Genomic DNA, 17,734 nt, shown 5'->3' on the forward strand with positions numbered 1-17,734 from the left:
CCAGGTCAGCCGCCCACGCGGCAGACCTTCAGCATGTTGGTGCCACCGGGGTAGCCCATCGGTTCACCGCAGGTGATGGCATAGGTGTCGCCCGGCTTGAGCACGCCGCGCTCGACCAGCAGGGCCTCGGCCTTGTGCAGGGCTTCGTCGCGGTCGTGGTAGGCCGGCATCAGCATCGGGCGCACGTTGCGGTACAAGGCCATCTTGCGCTGGGAGACGGGCTGTGAGGTCAGGCCGAAGATCGGCACGTGGATCTTGTGCCGGCTCATCCACAAGGCGGTGGAGCCCGATTCGGTCAGTGCGATGATGGCCTTGCACCCCAGGTGGTGGGCGGTGAAGAGCGCACCCATTGCGATGGCCTGGTCGATGCGGCCGAACTTCTTGTTGACGAAGTCCGAGTCGAGCTCGATCTCCTCGGCGCGCTCGGCCTCCAGCGCGATGAGCGCCATGTGCTCGATGGTCTCCACCGGGTACTTGCCCGCGGCGGTCTCGGCGCTGAGCATCACCGCATCGGTGCCGTCGAGCACGGCGTTGGCCACATCGCTGACCTCGGCGCGCGTGGGCACGGGGTTGACGATCATCGACTCCATCATCTGCGTGGCGGTGATGACCACCTTGTCCATCTCGCGTGCCAGGCGGATCATGCGCTTTTGCAGCGCCGGCACGGCCGCATTGCCCACCTCAACGGCCAGGTCGCCGCGCGCCACCATGATGCCGTCGCTGGCCTTGAGGATGCCCTCGAGCTGCGGGATGGCCTCGCTGCGCTCGATCTTGGCGATCAGCGCGGGCTTGTGCCGCCAGGGCTCGCCGGCCACGTTGGCGAGCTGGCGGGCCATTTCCATGTCGGTGGCACTCTTGGGGAAGCTCACCGCCAGGTATTCGCACTGGAAGCTCATCGCGGTGCGGATGTCTTCCATGTCCTTGGCTGTCAGTGCCGGAGCCGTGAGCCCACCGCCTTGCTTGTTGATGCCCTTGTTGTTCGACAGCTCGCCGCCGATCTTCACGCGAGTGAACACCGCATCGCCGGCCACACGTTCGACGGCGAGCACGATCAAACCGTCGTTGAGCAGCAGGGTATCGCCCGGCTTCACGTCGCGCGGCAGTTCCTTGTAGTCCAGACCCACTCGTTCGTTGTTGCCCAGGTCCGTCCAGCCTGCATCCAGGATGAAGGTCTGGCCAGGTTCGAGCAGGGTCTTCCCACCTTCGAACTTGCCCACCCGGATCTTGGGGCCTTGCAGGTCGGCCATGATGGCCACCTCCTTGCCGGCACGCTGGGCGGCTTCACGCACCACAGCCGCGCGGTCGATGTGGTCCTGGGCGGTGCCGTGAGAGAAGTTCAACCGCACCACGTCGACCCCAGCGCGGATCATGCGCTCCAAGATCTCGAGAGTGGACGAGGCGGGGCCCAGGGTGGCGACGATCTTGGTGGCGCGGTTCATGGCAGCTTGTCTCCGGTGAGGATGTAACTTTATTCCATTTTGAGCGCCTTCAGAAGGCCTTTGGAGTTACAGCGCCACCCTGCGCCGATCACGCCGCGGCGCGGCGTGCCAAGATCTCGAAGGCCGGCAGCTGCTTGCCTTCGAGCACCTCCAGGAAGGCGCCGCCGCCGGTGGAGATGTAGCCCACGTCCTTCTCGATGCCGTACTTGGCGATGGCCGCCAGGGTGTCGCCGCCACCGGCGATCGAGAAAGCGCTGGACTCGGCAATCGCTCGGGCCAGGGTTTCGGTGCCCTTGGAGAAGGCTTCGAACTCGAACACCCCCACCGGGCCGTTCCACACGATGGTGCCGGCGGCCTTGAGCTGCTCGGCCAGCAGCGCGGCGGTCTTCGGACCGATGTCGAGGATCAGGTCGTCGTCGGCGACGTCGGCGGCCGCCTTGATGGTGGCCGCGGCATCGGCCTTGAAGGCCTTGGCCACCACCACATCCACGGGGATGGGCACGGCCGCGCCGCGGGCCTGCATCGCTTCCATCACGGCGCGGGCTTCGTCCACCAGGTCGGGTTCGGCCAGCGACTTGCCGATGGGCAGGCCGGCGGCCAGCATGAAGGTGTTGGCGATGCCGCCGCCCACGATGAGCTGATCGACGTTCTTGGCCAGGCTTTGCAGGATGGTGAGCTTGGTGCTGACCTTGGAGCCGGCCACGATGGCCACCAGCGGGCGCTTGGGGCTGGCCAGCGCGCGGGTGATCGCGTCGATCTCGGCGGCCAGCAAGGGGCCGGCGCAGGCCACCTTCGCGAACTGCGCGATGCCGTAGGTGGAGGCCTCGGCGCGGTGGGCGGTGCCGAAGGCGTCGTGTACGAAGATGTCGCACAGCGCGGCCATCTTGCGCGCCAGCGTCTCGTCGTTCTTCTTCTCGCCCTTGTTCAGACGGCAGTTCTCCAGCAGCACGACCTGGCCGGGCTGCACGTCCACGCCATCGACCCAGTTCGCACGCAACGGCACCTCGCGCCCCAGCAGCTCGCCCAGGCGCTGTGCCACCGGGGCGAGCGAGTCCTCGGGCTTGAACTCGCCTTCGGTGGGTCGGCCCAGATGCGAGGTCACCATCACGGCGGCTCCGGCCTGCAGGGCCATCTCGATGCAGGGCACCGAGGCGCGGATGCGGGTGTCTTCGGTGATGCGCCCTGCGTCGTCCAGCGGGACGTTGAGGTCGGCGCGGATGAAGACGCGGCGCCCAGCCACCTGGCCTTGGGCGATCAGATCGGAGAAGCGAAGCACGTTCATGGCGAAAGGGTGGCAGTGGCAGCAAAGGAAGCCGAGATTTTAGAGGGGCCGCCTCCACCCGATTCCGGGGGCCGGCGGCTTGTCACGCGTCAAATTCAGGCGTACAAGGACAGCAACGCTCGCTTCGTTCACATCCTTTGTGACGCAAGGAGGGCCCCATGCGCAGACGCATTTATTGGCTTCTGCCCGACCTGGCCAGTGCCAGGCGGACGATGGATGATCTTTTGCTCGCGCGCATCGCCGAGCCTCATATCCATTTCGTGGCACGGGAAGGCGTCGACATGAGCGGCCTGCATGCAGCCAATGTGCTGCAGACCTCCGACGTGCTGCGCGCCGCCCAGCTCGGGCTGGTGATCGGGGGCGTGGTGGGCACGGTGGCGGGCCTGGCTGTGGCGGTCTTCTTCCCCATCGTCGGCGATTCTCCGCAATGGGGTGTGGCGGCGGTGCTGGCGGTGCTTGGCGGATTGTTCGGCGCCTGGGCGGCCAGCATGATCGGCATCTCCGCGCCCAGCCACCGCCTCGAGCGCTTCCGGCCGGCCATCGAGCAGGGGCAGATCCTGCTGATGGTCGACGTGCCGCGCTCGCGTGTGGCCGAGATCGAGGCCCGGCTGCAGGCCCTGCATCCCGAGGCCCATCTCGAGGGCGTCGAGCCCAACATCCCGGCCTTTCCCTGAATTCGCGGGCCCGGGCCGGTGCCGGCATGGGCATGAGGAGGCAAGACCATGGAACTGCATCTGTCTACGTGGCGGGCGGGCTCGACCCGCCCGGACTGGACGGCCGCTGCCGTGTCGGGGCTGGCGGCCGGCGCCGTGCTGATGGTGCTTGAACTGTTCTGGGCCGCCAGCATGGGCGGCGACGGACCCTGGCGGCTGCCTCACATGGTGGCCGCCCTCGTTTTGGGGGCCGGCTGGCTGGACGCGGCCGCGGCGCAGGGCTACGCCTTCCACGCCGGCGTGGTGGCGGCCGCGCTGGTGGTGCATTACGCACTGGGCGTGCTGTTCGGCCTGGCGCTGGGCGTGCTGGTGTCCTGGCTGCGCCTGGACAGCCTGCTGGGTCGCATGGAGGCGCTCGGGGCCGCCTTCGGGGTGATGCTCTATCTCGTCAACTTCCATCTGCTGGCCCAGGTCTTCCCCTGGTTCCTGGAGCTGCGCGGCTGGGCGACCCTGATGGCGCACCTGGTGTTCGGCATCAGCGCAGCGCTGCTGTACTGGGAGCTCGCGCGGCGCGACGCCGCCGCCTGATGTCGGGCGGGGCCGGTCTTGCGGGGAGGGCGGCATGGTCATCGCGGCTGTCCTGCTGTGCATCGTCCTGGGCTCGGTGGCCTTCCACCTGTTCACACCCTGGTGGACCACGCCGCTGGCCACCCATTGGGAGCACATGGACGATACCCTGACCATCACGGGGTCATCTTCATCGCGATCAACCTCTTGTCCTACACGATCTGGCGCTACCGCCATCGCGAGGGCGATCGCGCGGCCTATGAACCGGAGAACCACCGACTGGAGCCGCAAGCGCAGGCTGCGGCGTGGCGGCTGGGCCTGTGCGCGCGCTACGGGCATTTCCTTCCAGCCGCGGTGTGGGTCGTGCGCTTTGCCGCGCTGGGCTGACTCACGCCCGAGCTTGTGGCCTACCTGTGCGGCACGGCCTGAGGAGCCCGGCATGAGCAGCATCCTCGCCCCGCCGTCCTCACCCGCAGGCGCTGCCTGCGCCGCGGCCGGCCGCTGGCGTGAGCTGGCGGCCGACGGGTCCTGCGACCGCCAGGCCTTGCAGGTGTGCGCTTCGTGGTGATGGCCCGGAAGCTGCAGCGCGACCTGCGCGTGGCTTTGCCGCTGTTCCGCTGCTCGATCACCTACCTCTTCGGGTTGTTCGCACTGCTGCTGGTGGATGCCACGCTCGGGGCGTGAGCGCCTTCACCAGCCCAGCCCCAGCCGCAGCGGCAGGTACAGGGCCATGCCCACGAGGATGGTGCCCAGGATGTCGCGGCGCCAGAAGTAGTAAGCCGTGGCAGCCGCCAGCCCGAAGATCCGGGCGTCGCGCCAGGTGGTGATCAGCTCCCCCTGGGTCATCAGCACTTCGGGCGCGATCACGGCCGCCAGCGCGGCCAGCGGGGCGTACTTCAAGCCGCGCTTGACCCAGCCGGGCAGGTGCAGCTCGCGCTCGGGCAGCAGGAAGAAGCTGCGCGTGAGCACGGTGATCACGCCCAGCCCGGCGATCGTGAGGACCGCTTCCCAGGGGCTCATCATGTCCCTGCTCCTGGACGGCGTGCGCGCTTCCAGGCGCGCTCGGCCGCCTCCATCGCCAGGCCGGCGGCCACGGCAGCGGCAATGGCCACCACGATGTTGAGCTTGAGCGGCAGGGCATAGGCCGCCACCGCAGCGGCACCGGCCACGCCAGCGGCCACCCAGGTGGAGCGTTCCTTCAGCAGCGAGCACATCACGCCCAGCAGCGCCAGCACGCCGGCAAAGCCCAAACCCCATGCGGGCGGGATCACGTTGGCCAGCACGATGCCCAGCACCGAGGCGCTCTGCCAGGCGATCCAGTTCGTCGCCACGCCGCCCCAGTAGTAGGGCATCTGATCCTCCACCCGGTGTTCGGGATCGGGGAAGCGCTTCATGAACATCACGTAGTTCAGGTCACCGCTGAAATAGCCCAGCACACAGCGCTGGCGCAGTGGGAAGCGTGCGAAATAGGGCCGCCACATCGCGCTAAAGATCACGAAGCGCAGGTTCACGCAGGTGGCCGCGGCCCACACCACCCACATCGGCGCGCCGGCGGCCATCAGCGGCAGCGCGGCGAGCTGGGCGCTGCCGGCGAACACGAAGAAGGTCATGAACAGCGCCAGCGGCACCGACAGCCCAGACTTGACCATCGCCACGCCGGTGACCAGCCCCCAGGCCGCGATGCCCAGCGCCAGGCTCACCATGTGGCGGGCGCCGAGACGGAATTCGGGGTGGCGCCAGGTGGCGCGGAGCAGGGCGGTGTTCATGCAGGCGACAACAACCCGCCATTGTCGCCAAAACTGGCGTACAGCGACCTGAACATCGGATGATTCGAGGCCGCCGCCTGGCCGGGCTGCGCCGGAACCGGAGGGCCGGTCAGTCGGCGGGCAAAGGGGTCCCGGGCGCAACGGCCCGCAGCAGCAGTCCCGTGGTGGACACGCGCAGCTCCATCTCGCTGGCTCCATTCACGGCCTTGAAGCTGGCCGAGCCGTAATCGGTGTCGAGCAGGCCCGACAGCCAGCCGAAGCGCTCACGCAGGGTGAACAGATCCACCGGCCGGTCCAGGCGCAGGCTGTGCACCGTGCGCTCGGCCGCGCGTTCCTGGTCGAGCGAGAGATAACGGCCCGCTACGCGGTCCAGCTCATAGGCGGTGTGCAGGCCCAGCAGGTGGGCCACCGGCTTCCACTTCAGCACGTGGGCATCCACGTAGAGCGCATCGCCGCGCAGCTCGAAAGCCTGGCGGCGGCCGTCGGGCAAGGTGAAGTGGGCGCGGAAGTGCTGTGGCCCCAGCGGCTCGATGCGGATGTGAGCGGCCACCTGTTCATGCGTGAGCGCACGGTAGCCGTGCATCCCCAGCCCGATCAGGCTGATCGCCACCCCGCTCACCAGCAGCACGAGCCCCACCAGGGTGTGGACCAGCAGGCCCAGTGGCCGGGCGCGCAGCAGGCTGCGAAAGGCGGCGGCCATGAAGAACAGGCCCAGCAGCCACAGCGCCAGCGAGGCCCAGCCGCCCGGGCCCAGGGGCAAGGGCATGTCCTCGAACCAGCGCTTGACGATGGCGGCGTCCATGGACTGATCCTGCCATGAATGGGCTCCGATGGCCGGGCAAGCCCGAGCGCGCGCGATGGCCTTGCCCAGGCACAATCCCCGGCACCGGCAAGGGCCTGTGGCCCAGGAGGAGACCGCCCCGATGAGCTCACCCGACCAAGACCGCCGCGCGTTGCGCGAGCGCCTGCTGGCCGCCCGCCAGGCCCTGCCCGACCGGCTGGAGCGGGCCGTGGGGCTGCAGACGGTGCTGCGGAGCTGGCTGGTGGGCCGGCGTGAGACCCGCATCGGCGCCTACTGGCCCATCAAGGGCGAGTTCGACCCGCTGCCGGCGCTGTACCGCTGGCAGGAGGGGGCTCCTGAGGGCACGACGCGCCAGATCGGCCTGCCCGTGGTGGACAAGGCCAGCGGCCGGTTGCGCTTCCATGTGTGGTTCCCGGGCTGCCCGATGGAGGAGGACGCCTACGGCATTCCCAAGCCCAAGGACACCGAGACCTTCGAGCCCGAACTGCTGCTGGTGCCCTGCGTCGGCTTTGGGCCGGCGGGCCTGCGCCTGGGCTATGGCGGCGGCTTCATCGACCGCACGCTGGCGGCGCTGCATCCGCGTCCCTGGTCGGTGGGCCTGGGCTATGCACACGGCTTCCTGCCGCTGCTCAAGCCCCTGCCCGGGGAGGCCTGCCTCGACACCCTCCTCACCGAAGAAGGGGTGATGTGGGAGCGCGGCTGAGGTCTTCTCAGGCCAAGCCCAGCCGCTCGCAGATCTGCAGCGTGGCGTTGGCCTGGTTCATCGTGTAGAAGTGCAGGCCCGGCGCACCGGCCGTGCGCAACTGGTCGCAAAGGTCGCTGACCACGTCCAACCCGAAGGCCTGGATCGAGGCCTTGTCGTCGCCGTAAGCCATCAGCCGCAGCCGGATCCAGCGCGGGATCTCGGCGCCGCAGGCGTCGGAAAAGCGCATGAGCTGCGAGGAATTGGTGATGGGCATGATGCCCGGGACGATGGGCACATCCACGCCGAGCTTGTGCGCATCATCGACGAAGCGGAAGTAGGCGTCGCTGTTGAAGAAGTACTGCGTGATCGCCGCATTCGCCCCGGAGCGCACCTTGGTGGCGAAGGCCTGCAGGTCGGCCTCGGGCGAGCGGGCCTGCGGGTGCATCTCGGGGTAGGCGGCCACCTCGATGTGGAAGTGATCGCCTGTCTCGGCGCGGATGAAGGCAACCAGGTCACTGGCATGGCGGAACTCGCCAAAGCTGCCGTAGCCGCTGGGCAGGTCGCCACGCAAGGCCACCAGGCGGCGGATGCCCATGTGCCGGAACTGCGCGAGCTGGGCGCGCACGCTGTCGCGGGTGGCGCCGATGCAGGAGAAGTGCGGCGCAGCGTCCACGCCTTCGGACAGGATGGCTTGCACCGTCTGCACGGTGCCGTCCTGGGTGGATCCCCCGGCGCCGTAGGTCACCGAGCAGTACTCGGGCTTCAACGCGTAGAGCTGCGCGCGCGCGGCCGCGAGCTTGACCGCGCCTTCGGCGGTCTTGGGCGGGAAGAACTCCAGGCTGATCGGCAGCCGGTTCTGGGTGGCTTTCATCGGATCCTCTCTTGTGTGTTCGGGTGGGGGTCAGCCCGGCGTGTGCGCCCAGATGAAGAACTCGCGGTTGCCGTCGCCGCCGGTGATGGGGCTTTCGAACCAGCCGCGCACCACCCAGCCCAGGGCCTGGCAAGCCGTGCGCAGGCGCTGCTCTACCAGCGGGTACAGGCCGGCGTCTTTCACCAGCCCGCCTTTGCCCACCTGGCCGGGGCTCAGCTCGAACTGTGGCTTCACCAGCATCAGCACCTGGGCGCCGGGCTTGAGCCAAGGCGCCAGCGCCGGCAGCACCAGGGTCAGCGAGATGAAGGACAGATCGCCCACCATCAGATCGAAACTGGCCGGTGCCTGTTCACGTGCGAAGGCCGTGCCCTCGGGCGAGCGCGCATTGAGGCCTTCGTAGACCGTCACGCGCGCATCGCAGCGCAGGCGCTCGTGCAGTTGCGCCTGGCCCACCTCCAGCCCCACCACCGCGGCCGCCCCGGCGTGCAGCAGCGCGTCGGTGAAGCCGCCGGTGCTCTGGCCCACGTCCAGGCAGCGCCAGCCGCGCACGTCCAGGCCGCTCTCGCGCAGGGCCCCCTCCAGCTTGAGTCCGCCACGGGAAACGAAGCGCAGCTCGGCATCGTCGGTCACCTGCAGCGTGCAGCCTTCGGGCAGGTCCTCCCCCGCCTTCTTCGGCACCTGCCAGCCCTGCGGCCCCTTCCAGCGCACGGCCCCACGCTCGATCAGCCGCTGGGCCGCCGAACGCGACGGTGCCAAGCCCTGCTGCACCAGCAATTGATCCGCTCGCATCATCGAAGCCTCAGACATCCGGCGCACGCCGCGGATCCGGCGGGGCCGGTCCGCCAGCGCCGCCCCCTGGAGGGGGGCGGCCGCAGGGGGTGGTCCATCAATACCTGTAGGTGTCGGGCTTGTAGGGGCCTTCTTTCCTGACGCCGATGTAGGCCGCCTGCTCGTCCGTCAGCTCGGTGAGCATGGCGCCGAGCTTGGACAGTTGCAGGCGCGCCACCTTCTCGTCCAGGTGCTTGGGCAGCACGTAGACCTTGCCCACTTCGTACTGGCCGGGCTTGGTGTACAGCTCGATCTGCGCCAGCGTCTGGTTGGCGAAGCTCGACGACATCACGTAGCTCGGGTGGCCCGTGGCGCAGCCCAGATTCACCAGGCGGCCTTTGGCCAGCAGGATGATGCGCTTGCCGTCGGGGAAGATGACATGGTCCACCTGGGGCTTGATCTCCTCCCAGCGGTACTGCTCGATCGAGGCGATGTCGATCTCGTTGTCGAAGTGGCCGATGTTGCAGACGATGGCCTGGTCCTTCATCTTCAGCATGTGGTCATGGGTGATCACATGCTTGTTGCCGGTGGCTGTGACGAAGATGTCGGCCTTGTCGCAGGCGTAGTCCATCGTGACGACCTTATAACCTTCCATGGCCGCCTGCAGCGCGTTGATGGGGTCGATCTCGGTCACCCACACCTGGGCCGACAAGGCGCGCAGCGCCTGGGCCGAACCCTTGCCCACGTCGCCGTAGCCGCACACCACCGCGATCTTGCCGGCGATCATCACGTCGGTGGCGCGCTTGATGCCGTCCACCAGCGACTCGCGGCAGCCATAGAGATTGTCGAACTTGCTCTTGGTGACGCTGTCGTTGACATTGATGGCGCGGAAGAGCAGGGTGCCGCGCGCGCTCATCTCGTTGAGGCGGTGCACACCGGTGGTGGTTTCCTCGGTCACGCCGATGATCTTCGCGCTCTTGCGGCTGTACCAGGTCGGGTCCTGGGCGAGTTTGGCCCGGATCGCGGCGAAAAGCTCGCGCTCTTCCTCGCTGCCCGGTTTGTCCAGTACAGAGGGGTCTTGCTCGGCGCGCCGGCCCAGGTGCATCAGCAGCGTGGCGTCGCCGCCGTCGTCCAGAATCATGTTCGGGCCTTCGGCCTCGGAGCCGGCAGGCCCGAACTCGAAAATGCGGTGGGTGTAGTCCCAATAGTCCTTCAGCGACTCGCCCTTGTAGGCGAACACGGGCGTGCCTTGGGCCACCAGCGCGGCGGCGGCATGGTCCTGAGTGCTGAAGATGTTGCACGAGGCCCAACGCACACTGGCCCCCAGGGCCTGCAGCGTCTCGACCAGCACGGCCGTCTGGATCGTCATGTGCAGGCTGCCGGCGATGCGCGCGCCGCGCAGGGGCTGGCTGGCCGCGAATTCCTCGCGGATGGCCATCAGGCCGGGCATCTCGGTCTCGGCGATCCGGATTTCCTTGCGCCCCCAGTCGGCGAGCGACAGGTCGGCGATGACGTACTGGTCGCTCGACAGGGCGGGCTTGAGGACAGCGTTCATGTGTTTCTCCTGGTGGAAAAACCGCTGTGCACCGGGGGAGAACATTGCGAGACCCACCCGGCAGGACACATGCGGGTGAGCGCCGTTGCAATCGAAGCCGTCCGAGCCTGGGGCCTGAGGGCCTTGCAACGCTCCTCGGACAGACCATCATTGTAGCCGCCCCGGCGGGGGTATGTGGCAGTGGGCTGCCTCGCGGGCGCCAAAACCGGTAGCATTTGCACTTTGCGCGCGGCCCCAAAGCGTGCCCGGGCGTCGCCAGGCGTCCGATCCCTTGGCCCACCGGCCGAGACTCTGGAGAGTTTTCCGTGTCCTTCGCCCCCGAAACCCGGCGCCGCCGGACCTTCGCCATCATTTCCCACCCCGACGCCGGCAAGACCACGCTGACGGAGAAGCTGCTGCTGTTCTCGGGCGCGATCCACATCGCCGGCTCGGTGAAGGCGCGCAAGGCCAGCCGCCACGCCACCTCCGACTGGATGGAGATCGAGAAACAGCGTGGCATCTCGGTGGCCAGTTCGGTGATGCAGATGCTCTACCGCGACCATGTGGTGAACCTGCTCGACACGCCCGGCCACAAGGACTTCTCGGAAGACACCTACCGCGTGCTGACGGCGGTGGATTCGGCGCTGATGGTGATCGACGCGGCCAATGGTGTGGAGGCCCAGACCCGGCGTCTGATCGAGGTGTGCCGCCAGCGCGACACGCCCATCCTCACCTTCGTGAACAAGATGGACCGCGAGGGCCGCGACCCCATCGCCTTGCTCGACGAGATCGAGCAGGAACTCGGCATGCCCTGCGTGCCCATGACCTGGCCGGTGGGGCAAGGCAAGGCCTTTGCCGGCATCATCAACCTGCGCCAGAGGAGCATGCGCCTGTTCAAGCCGGGTCAGGACCGTGTGACTGATGATGAAGTCGTGTCGCTCGACGAGGCCGAGGCCTTGCGGGCACGTTTCGGGCACGACTTCGAGCAGGCCGAACAGAACATCGAGCTGCTGACCGAGGCCGCGCCGGCCTTCGATATGGAGGCCTTTCTGGCCGCCAAGCAGACACCGGTGTTCTTCGGCTCGGCCGTCAACAACTTCGGCGTGCAGGAGGTGCTTGATGCCCTGGTCGACCTCGCGCCGCCGCCGGCGCCGCGCCGCAGCACCACGCGGCTGGTGCGCCCGGAGGAGGCGCAGTTCTCCGGCGTGGTGTTCAAGGTGCAGGCCAACATGGACCCGGCGCACCGCGACCGCATCGCCTTCGTGCGCGTGTACTCCGGCCGCTACACCCAGGGCATGAAGCTCAAGGTGCAGCGCACCGGCAAGGAGCTGCGCCCCACCAGCGTCGTGACCTTCCTCTCGCAGCGCCGCGAGGCGGTGGACGAGGCTTACGCCGGCGACATCATCGGCTTCACCACCCACGGCGGCGTGCAATTGGGCGACACCCTCACCGAGGGCGAGGCCCTGCAGTACACCGGGCTGCCGTTCTTCGCGCCCGAGCTTTTCCAGGCGGTGGAACTGGCCAACCCCATGAAGAGCAAGCAGCTCCAGGCCGGCCTGATGCAGTTGGGCGAAGAGGGGGCCATCCAGGTCTTCCGTCCGCACGAGGGCGGCGCGATGCTGCTGGGGGCCGTGGGCCAGCTTCAGTTCGAGGTGGTGCAGCACCGCCTCAAAGCTGAGTACGGCGTGGAGGTGCGTCTGATGCCCTCGCGTTTCGTCGGGGCCCGCTGGGTCACGGCCGATTCGCCCGAGGAACTCAAGAAGTTCATCGACGTCAACGGCAGCAAGCTGGCGCTGGATGCGGCCGACACCCTGGCCTATCTGATGACCTCGCCCTATGACCTGCGCCTGACGCAGGAGCGGCATCCCAACATCCGCTTCCATCCGCTGCGCGAGCATGCGGGCCTGACCTTGCAGCAGGCCGCCTGATGCACCCGACGATGCAGCCCCTGTCGGCCTGGCCGGTGCCGGCGCGCCGGCACCTTCGAGGGTTGTTCACCGACATCGACGACACGCTCACCCGCGACGGGGCGATCACGCCCGAGGCCTTGCACGCCTTGCACGCGCTGCGCGATGCAGGCTTGATCGTCATTCCGATCACGGGACGGCCGCTGGGCTGGTCCGAGCCCTTGACACGCGAGTGGCCAGTGGCGGCCATCGTGCCCGAGAACGGCGCCTTGGCCGTGCTGCCCGACGGTCGGCGCCTGTACGTACAGGACGAGGCCACGCGGGCGCGCAACGCCCGCCGCCTGGCCGAGGTGGCTCAGCGCATCCTGGCGCAGGTGCCGGGTGCCCGACTGGCACGCGACAGCGCCGGTCGTCTCACCGACATCGCGATCGACCACAGCGAGTTCGCGCACCTGCCGCCCGAACGCATCGACCAGGTCGTTGCGCTGATGCACGCCGAGGGCATGGTGGCCACTGTCAGCTCGATCCACATCAACGGCTGGTTTGGCACGCATGGCAAGTGGAGCGGCGCCTGCTGGATCGCCAGGGAACTGCTGGGCATCGACCTGGAGCGCGAGCTCGACCGCTGGGCCTATGTGGGCGACTCCACCAACGATCAGCCCATGTTCGAGCGCTTCGAGCACAGCGTCGGTGTGGCCAACATCATGCGCTTCGTGCCGCAGATGCAGCACCTGCCCCGCTATGTCACGCCGTCCGAGCAAGGCGCCGGCTTCGCCGAGGTGGCGCGCTGCGTGCTGGCGGCGCGTTGATCTCAGGGCTTGCGGCCGGCAATGCCCGTCCACAGTTCGTCAAGGTTGGCGATGCCCCAGGCCTGGGGGTCCTCATGGCCGACGATGCGGTCGTTGGTCTGCACCGTGCCCAGCTCCAGCACCTCGGGCACGATATAGGTGTTCGATTTGGTCGAGAAGAACACCTTCACCCGAGGCAGCAGCAGCGAACGTTCGCTCTGTTCGAGCACCACGCCCAGCCGGCCCGATTGCAGGCGCACCAGCGAGCCCGTGGGGTAGATGCCCACGCATTTGACGAAGGCTTGAAAGATGCGCTCGTCGAAGTGGCCCTCCTTGGCCCACAGCGCCATCTTGCGCAGCGACTCGGCCGGCGGCCAGCCGGCCTTGTACGGGCGGTCGGAGGTGATGGCGTCGTAGACGTCGCACACCGCCCCCATCTTGGCGTACAGACTGATGGCCTCGCCCTTCAGACGATCGGGGTAGCCGCTGCCGTCGATCTTCTCGTGGTGATGCAGGCACACGTCCAAGGCCATCTCGGAGCGCACCCCTGCTTGCCGCAGCATCTCGTAGCCTGCCCTGGGATGGGCCTGGACCTGGGCGAATTCCTCGGGGGTGAGGCGGCCCGGCTTGTTCAGGATGTCCAGCGCGATGGCGGCCTTGCCCAGGTCGTGCAGCAGCCCGGCCAGAGCCGCTTCCCGGATTTCCTCGGGGCTGAGTCCAAGCTGTCGTGCCAAGGCGGCACACAAGGCGGCCACGGCCACCGAGTGCAAATAGGTGTAGTCGTCCTTGGTCTTGAGTCGGGCCAAGCTGATCAGCGCGTGCGGGTTGCGTTGCAGAGAATCCGACACGTCCCCGGCCAGGGCTTTCAGCGGCGTGGTGTCGACCACTTTGCCCAAGCGGGCCTGCTGAAAGAGGAGCTTGATTTCCTTCTTGGCTTGAGTGAGCACCCGCTGCGCGCGCTCCAGCTCGCCCTCCAGGCTCACCGTACGCGCAGGGAGCGGCGCTTCGAGGCCGTGGGGGCCTTGCGCGCGCAGTTCGGCTCGCAAGCGCTCGTCATCGGCCGAGCCTTCTGTCGGCAAGCTTGGCGCGCCGGGTTCGGGCGCCACGTCCAGGCCCTTGTCCACGTTGATCACCACCTCCTTGACCGGCGAGCGCAACAGCTTGTCCAGGTCCTCGGCAGACTTCAGGACGAAGGAGGTTTTCCAAAACGGATGCTCCAGCCAAGACGTGCCGCACAGGGCATGCAGGTACATGCCCAGGCGCACCTGGTCGACGGGGATCTTCTTCAGCATGGAGCCGCCATGCTAGGGCCGTGGATCGCAGCGCATGCCTGGAAAAGCGCGCCGAAAGATACGTTTGTTCCGACTTCCGGCCGACGGCTTGCCTGACTTCAGCCCGGCCGCTGCACGCAGCGCTGCCGCCTTGTGGTGGCCGCTCACATGGCATGGCCATATGAGCGTCCCCCAAAGCGCAGGGTGCAGCTGGCGCCGCCTGCCGGTCTCTATTCGAGACCGGCTGCTGCACGCAGCGCCTGCGCTTTATCGGTGCGCTCCCAGGTGAACTCGGGCTCCTCGCGGCCGAAGTGACCGTAGGCCGCAGTCCTGGAATAGATCGGGCGCAGCAGGTCCAGCATCTGGATGATGCCTTTGGGCCGCAGGTCGAAGTGTTCGTTGACCAGGGCGGCGATCTTCTCGTCCGGGATCACGCCGGTGCCCTCGGTGTAGACGGTCACGTTGATCGGGCGTGCCACGCCGATGGCGTAGCTGAGCTGGATCTGGCACTGACGGGCCAGGCCGGCGGCCACGATGTTCTTGGCCACGTAGCGCGCGGCATAGGCGGCCGAACGATCGACCTTGGACGGGTCCTTGCCGGAGAAGGCCCCGCCACCGTGCGGACAGGCGCCACCGTAGGTGTCGACGATGATCTTGCGGCCGGTCAGGCCGCAGTCGCCCTGCGGGCCGCCGATGACGAAGCGTCCGGTCGGGTTGATCAGGTATTTGGTGTCCTTCAGCCACTCCTTGGGCAGCACCGGCTTGATGATCTCTTCGATCACCGCCTCGATGAACGAGGCCTTCATCTTCTTGGGCGTCTCGCTCTGGTCGGGGCTGTGCTGGGTGGACAGCACCACGGTGTCGATGCTGTGCGGACGGCCGTCCACATAGCGCATCGTCACCTGGCTCTTGGCATCCGGGCGCAGGAAGGGCAGGCGGCCGTCCTTGCGCAACTGGGCTTGGCGCTCGACCAGGCGGTGCGCGTAGTAAATCGGCGCGGGCATCAGCTCAGGCGTCTCGTCGCAGGCGTAGCCGAACATCAGGCCCTGATCGCCGGCGCCCATGTTCAGGTAGTCGTCGCTGGCCTGATCCACGCCCTGGGCGATGTCGTTGCTCTGCTTGTCATAGGCCACCAGCACCGCACAGCCCTTGTAGTCGATGCCATATTCGGTGTTGTCGTAACCGATGCGCTTGATGGTGTCGCGCGCCACCTCGATGTAGTCGACATGGGCGTTGGTCGTGATCTCGCCGGCCAGCACCACCAGACCGGTGTTGCACAGGGTCTCGGCGGCCACGCGCGAGCGCGGATCCTGCTCGAAGATGGCATCGAGGATGGCGTCGGAGATCTGGTCGGCCACCTTGTCGGGGTGGCCTTCGGACACGGATTCGGACGTGAAGAGAAAATCGTTCGCCACTGCAGGGCCTCCTGTTTCGATGACACTCCGGGCGTTTGCCGACCCGGGTCCTGGAGGAGGAGCGGCGAACGCTTTAGCGGTACTTGTAGGGTGGGCCCCCGACCGAAGCCGGCGCCCGCCCGGCAGGGGCTCGCTATGCTTGCCACCTGCACATCGCCCCGCAAGTTGTTCCTTAACCCGGCGATCCGCCCATTATAGAAACAGATGTTGATCCTCTTTCGCCTGCTGTCCCGATGTCCCTTGTGGCTGCTCCACCACATCGGGGCCGCCCTGGGATGGCTTGCGTTTGGCCTGTCCCCTGCCTACCGGCACCGTTTCCGCGAGAACGCCGCCCAGGCCGGCCTGGACTGGGCGCAGGCTCGCCCGGCCGTGGCCTCGGCCGGGCGCATGGCCGCCGAGCTGCCGTGGCTGTGGATGCGTCCGCACGACCGTCTCCTGGGCTCGTGGGTGCGTGTCGAGGGGGGCGAACACATCCGGGCGGCCCATGCCCAGGGACGCGGACTGATCTTCCTGACCCCCCACCTGGGGTGCTTCGAAGTGACGGCACAGGCCTACGCCGAGCACTTCAGCGCCTTGTGCGGGCCGCTCACCGCCCTGTACCGGCCGCCGCGCAAGGCGGTGCTGCGCGACCTGGTGGACACGGCGCGACACCGCCCCGGCCTGAAGACGGCGCCCGCGACGCTGGCCGGCGTGCGACAGATGATCCGCGCGCTCAAGGCGGGCGAGGCGGTGGGCCTGCTGCCCGATCAGGTGCCGCCCGAGGGCCTGGGGGTCTGGGCGCCCTTCTTTGGCCGGCCCGCCTACACGATGACCCTGGCCGCACGCCTGGCCCACCAGACCGGCGCCCAGGTGCTGCTGGCCTGGGGTGAGCGCCTGGCCCGCGGAGCGGGGTATGTGGTGCGGTTTTCGCCATTGGAGGAGGCCCTGCCCGTTGAGGCAGAATCGGCGGCCGCTTGCATCAACCGTGCGATGGAACGACTGATCCTGCAATGCCCCGGCCAGTACCTGTGGGGCTACCACCGCTACAAAGGCCCGCGGACGCTGCCGGCCGATGGAGCTCAGCCGTGAGGCGCTGGGCCAGCCACGCCGCGATCGGCCTGATGTGGCTGCTGCACTGGCTGCCGCTGCCGGTGCAGGCTGGTCTGGGCCGCAGCCTTGGACGCGCGCTGTTCGCGCTGGGGCGTTCGCGCCGGCGCATTGCCCTGCGCAACCTGGAGCTGTGCTTTCCGCACTGGACCGCCCCCCAGCGTGAGGCCCTGGCCCGCGAGCACTTCCAGTGGCTGGGTCGCAGCCTGCTCGAGCGCGGCTTGCTGTGGTACGGCTCGCGCAGCCGCTTGGAGCGCCTGATCCGCGTCGAAGGCGACATCGGCCTGGCCGACCGCAGCGACAAGCCGGTGATGTGGCTGGCCCCCCACTTCATGGCGCTGGACGTGGCCGGCGTGGCCATTCAATTGCATGTGAAGAAGACCGGCACCTCCATCTACCAGGCCCAGAGTGACAAGGTCTTCGACGCGGCGATGCGCCGCGGGCGGCTGCGCTTCGGCAATGCCGAGATCTTCTCGCGCAAGGAGTCGGCCAAGCCGCTGATGCGCTGCATCCGCCGCGGCCAGCCCTTCTTCAACCTGCCCGACATGGACTTCGGCCCCAAGGATGCGGCCTTCGTGCCCTTCTTCGGCGTGCCTGCGGCCACGCTGCTGGCGCCTTCGCGCATGGCCCGCGCCCTGGACATGGTGGTGCAGCCCGTGGTGGCCGAAATGCTGCCGGGCGGCCAGGGGTATGTGGTGCGCTTCCTGCCGCCCTGGACGGATTTCCCCACCGACGACGCGCTGGCCGACACGCGGCGGATGAACCAGTGGATCGAGCGCGAGATCGAGCGCATGCCTGCCCAGTACTTGTGGGTGCACAAGCGTTTCAAGACCCGCCCGCCCGGCGAACCCCCCCTGTACTGACCGCCCGGTGGCCGGCGCGGCGGGGGATAATCGGCGC

The 17,734-nt window shown here is 68.0% G+C and carries 18 protein-coding genes, 1 pseudogene and 1 riboswitch; of the genes and pseudogenes, 9 read left to right on the plus strand and 10 right to left on the minus strand.

Annotation, left to right across the window (positions count from 1 at the left end; translation table 11 throughout):
• Positions 1 to 5: 5 nt before the first annotated feature.
• Both pyk and AC1ECW_RS03985 read right to left on the minus strand, forming a co-directional pair.
• Entirely contained in the window at positions 6 to 1,439 is a 1,434-nt protein-coding gene (gene pyk / locus AC1ECW_RS03980; protein WP_481201249.1) for a pyruvate kinase, read from the minus strand.
• A gap of 88 nt (positions 1,440 to 1,527) precedes the next feature.
• Positions 1,528 to 2,721 carry a phosphoglycerate kinase gene (locus AC1ECW_RS03985; protein ID WP_481201250.1) on the minus strand — a complete coding sequence of 398 codons (1,194 nt, stop codon included), beginning with the start codon at positions 2,719 to 2,721 and terminating at the stop codon, positions 1,528 to 1,530.
• Between the two features lie 158 nt (positions 2,722 to 2,879).
• Between AC1ECW_RS03985 and AC1ECW_RS03990 the strand changes: the two genes are divergently transcribed.
• From AC1ECW_RS03990 to AC1ECW_RS04005, 4 genes and pseudogenes are all read left to right on the plus strand, one after another.
• Positions 2,880 to 3,395, plus strand: a complete 516-nt coding sequence (locus AC1ECW_RS03990) for a DUF1269 domain-containing protein (RefSeq protein WP_481201251.1) — start codon at positions 2,880 to 2,882, stop codon at positions 3,393 to 3,395.
• Between the two features lie 48 nt (positions 3,396 to 3,443).
• Entirely contained in the window at positions 3,444 to 3,962 is a 519-nt protein-coding gene (locus AC1ECW_RS03995; RefSeq protein ID WP_481201252.1) for a hypothetical protein, read from the plus strand.
• Between the two features lie 34 nt (positions 3,963 to 3,996).
• A pseudogene (locus tag AC1ECW_RS04000) lies at positions 3,997 to 4,226 on the plus strand (cytochrome B); the annotation flags it as partial.
• Between the two features lie 154 nt (positions 4,227 to 4,380).
• Entirely contained in the window at positions 4,381 to 4,509 is a 129-nt protein-coding gene (locus tag AC1ECW_RS04005; protein ID WP_481201253.1) for a hypothetical protein, read from the plus strand.
• A 122-nt stretch (positions 4,510 to 4,631) separates the two neighbouring features.
• Here AC1ECW_RS04005 and AC1ECW_RS04010 read toward each other — a convergent pair whose 3' ends face one another.
• The 3 genes from AC1ECW_RS04010 to AC1ECW_RS04020 form a co-directional block, all read right to left on the minus strand.
• Positions 4,632 to 4,961 carry an AzlD domain-containing protein gene (locus tag AC1ECW_RS04010; RefSeq protein ID WP_409703154.1) on the minus strand — a complete coding sequence of 110 codons (330 nt, stop codon included), beginning with the start codon at positions 4,959 to 4,961 and terminating at the stop codon, positions 4,632 to 4,634.
• Positions 4,961 to 5,707, minus strand: coding sequence for an AzlC family ABC transporter permease (locus AC1ECW_RS04015; RefSeq protein ID WP_409703068.1), 747 nt, complete (start codon positions 5,705 to 5,707; stop codon positions 4,961 to 4,963). Before AC1ECW_RS04015 ends, AC1ECW_RS04010 begins: the two co-directional genes overlap by 1 nt.
• Before the next feature lie 109 nt (positions 5,708 to 5,816).
• On the minus strand, positions 5,817 to 6,509 hold the full coding sequence (locus AC1ECW_RS04020) for a hypothetical protein (RefSeq protein WP_409703071.1): 693 nt from the start codon (positions 6,507 to 6,509) through the stop codon (positions 5,817 to 5,819).
• A 121-nt stretch (positions 6,510 to 6,630) separates the two neighbouring features.
• On the opposite strand from AC1ECW_RS04020, the gene AC1ECW_RS04025 reads away from it, so the two are divergent.
• Positions 6,631 to 7,212, plus strand: a complete 582-nt coding sequence (locus tag AC1ECW_RS04025) for a 5-formyltetrahydrofolate cyclo-ligase (protein WP_409703074.1) — start codon at positions 6,631 to 6,633, stop codon at positions 7,210 to 7,212.
• A gap of 7 nt (positions 7,213 to 7,219) precedes the next feature.
• On the opposite strand, the gene metF is transcribed toward AC1ECW_RS04025, so the two are convergent.
• From metF to ahcY, 3 genes are all read right to left on the minus strand, one after another.
• The gene (gene metF, locus AC1ECW_RS04030; protein WP_409703077.1) at positions 7,220 to 8,065 is read right to left on the minus strand and encodes a methylenetetrahydrofolate reductase [NAD(P)H]; all 846 of its coding nucleotides are present in this window, start codon (positions 8,063 to 8,065) and stop codon (positions 7,220 to 7,222) included.
• Positions 8,066 to 8,095: 30 nt separating this feature from the next.
• Positions 8,096 to 8,854, minus strand: a complete 759-nt coding sequence (locus tag AC1ECW_RS04035; protein WP_409703158.1) for a TlyA family RNA methyltransferase — start codon at positions 8,852 to 8,854, stop codon at positions 8,096 to 8,098.
• Between the two features lie 97 nt (positions 8,855 to 8,951).
• Positions 8,952 to 10,388 carry an adenosylhomocysteinase gene (gene ahcY / locus AC1ECW_RS04040; RefSeq protein ID WP_409703080.1) on the minus strand — a complete coding sequence of 479 codons (1,437 nt, stop codon included), beginning with the start codon at positions 10,386 to 10,388 and terminating at the stop codon, positions 8,952 to 8,954.
• A 70-nt stretch (positions 10,389 to 10,458) separates the two neighbouring features.
• A riboswitch (S-adenosyl-L-homocysteine riboswitch) is annotated at positions 10,459 to 10,531 on the minus strand.
• Between the two features lie 162 nt (positions 10,532 to 10,693).
• Here ahcY and AC1ECW_RS04045 point away from each other — a divergent pair.
• Both AC1ECW_RS04045 and AC1ECW_RS04050 read left to right on the plus strand, forming a co-directional pair.
• Positions 10,694 to 12,295, plus strand: coding sequence for a peptide chain release factor 3 (locus AC1ECW_RS04045; protein ID WP_481201254.1), 1,602 nt, complete (start codon positions 10,694 to 10,696; stop codon positions 12,293 to 12,295).
• Complete coding sequence (locus AC1ECW_RS04050; protein WP_481201255.1) at positions 12,295 to 13,083, plus strand: HAD family hydrolase; 789 nt, start codon at positions 12,295 to 12,297, stop codon at positions 13,081 to 13,083. Before AC1ECW_RS04045 ends, AC1ECW_RS04050 begins: the two co-directional genes overlap by 1 nt.
• Positions 13,084 to 13,085: 2 nt before the next feature.
• On the opposite strand, the gene AC1ECW_RS04055 is transcribed toward AC1ECW_RS04050, so the two are convergent.
• Positions 13,086 to 14,354: a cyclic di-GMP phosphodiesterase gene (locus tag AC1ECW_RS04055; protein ID WP_481201256.1), complete on the minus strand. Its 1,269-nt coding sequence runs from the start codon at positions 14,352 to 14,354 to the stop codon at positions 13,086 to 13,088.
• Between the two features lie 209 nt (positions 14,355 to 14,563).
• Positions 14,564 to 15,748 (minus strand): methionine adenosyltransferase, encoded by a 1,185-nt coding sequence (gene metK, locus AC1ECW_RS04060; RefSeq protein WP_481201257.1) that lies wholly within the window; start codon positions 15,746 to 15,748, stop codon positions 14,564 to 14,566.
• A gap of 204 nt (positions 15,749 to 15,952) precedes the next feature.
• On the opposite strand from metK, the gene AC1ECW_RS04065 reads away from it, so the two are divergent.
• Together AC1ECW_RS04065 and AC1ECW_RS04070 are read left to right on the plus strand one after the other, a co-directional pair.
• Positions 15,953 to 16,816, plus strand: coding sequence for a lysophospholipid acyltransferase family protein (locus tag AC1ECW_RS04065; protein WP_481201258.1), 864 nt, complete (start codon positions 15,953 to 15,955; stop codon positions 16,814 to 16,816).
• Positions 16,813 to 17,697: an LpxL/LpxP family acyltransferase gene (locus tag AC1ECW_RS04070; RefSeq protein ID WP_481201259.1), complete on the plus strand. Its 885-nt coding sequence runs from the start codon at positions 16,813 to 16,815 to the stop codon at positions 17,695 to 17,697. The genes AC1ECW_RS04065 and AC1ECW_RS04070 overlap by 4 nt, the downstream gene beginning before the upstream one ends.
• Positions 17,698 to 17,734 lie beyond the last annotated feature (37 nt).

The organism is Caldimonas hydrothermalis (assembly GCF_056746695.1).